1 protein-coding gene is annotated in these 860 nt (G+C 65.8%); it reads left to right on the forward strand.

What is annotated here, in order from left to right:
* A partial coding sequence (locus NKJ17_RS33900) for a PfkB family carbohydrate kinase (protein ID WP_352692064.1) occupies nucleotides 1–662 on the forward strand: 662 nt, incomplete at its 5' end.
* Between the last annotated feature and the right edge of the window lie 198 nt (nucleotides 663–860).

Genomic DNA, 860 nt, shown 5'->3' on the forward strand with positions numbered 1-860 from the left:
CTTGGCCGGGCGCTGAAAGCGTACTCAGCCTCGACATGCTGGCGCCCGTGGTGGTCGCTGCAGACGACTGGGTGTTCACGTCAGGCTATACGCTGAGCTATCCCAAGAGCCGCGACGCGCTCACCGACTGGATCGAGGCGCTTCCGGCCGACACACCGCTTGTCCTCGACCCGACACCTGTCATCACCGACATTCCCCACCCTATCCTGTCGCGGATACTCGCCCGTACTACCTGGTTGAGCTGCAACACGACGGAAGCGGCCGCGATTGCCGGTCCGGGCGCCGTCGAGACACTCGCGTCACGGCTGCTAAGTGACCACTCCCCTAAGGCCGTTGGCGTCGTCATTCGTGCTGGCGCGAAAGGCTGCCATGTGCGGCTGGCCGACGGCTCGGCGCAAACGATTGCCGGCTTCGAGGTCGCCGCCCTCGACACCAATGGCGCCGGCGACACCCATATCGGCGCTTTCGTCAGTGCGCTGGCGCGCGGCATGCCGCCTTTTGCGGCAGCGCACTACGCCAATGCGGCGGCGGCCATTGCCGTCACCCGCCACGGTGGTTCATCAGCGCCGACCGACCACGAGATCCAGACATTCCTGAGCCATGGCGGTCCGCAGATCGGCCTCCATGGCCAGAAGCAAGAGGCCAAACGCCCGACAGCCTGACAAGCCCGGGAAGCGGGCAAACACAGAGAGGAACGAACATGCGCATGCCCGACTTGACTGCCCTGCTGACGGCGACCGCCGTCCTCACCTCCGCACTTGCATTTGCCGCAAACGCCGACGAGGTGCACGTACTCAACTGGAAGGGCTACGGCGCCGACGAGCCGTGGGCCATCGAGGCCTTCGAGAAGGCGACCGGCA

Origin of the sequence: Mesorhizobium sp. M0208 (assembly GCF_040322015.1) — a bacterium.
In the GTDB taxonomy this organism is placed as follows: domain Bacteria; phylum Pseudomonadota; class Alphaproteobacteria; order Rhizobiales; family Rhizobiaceae; genus Mesorhizobium.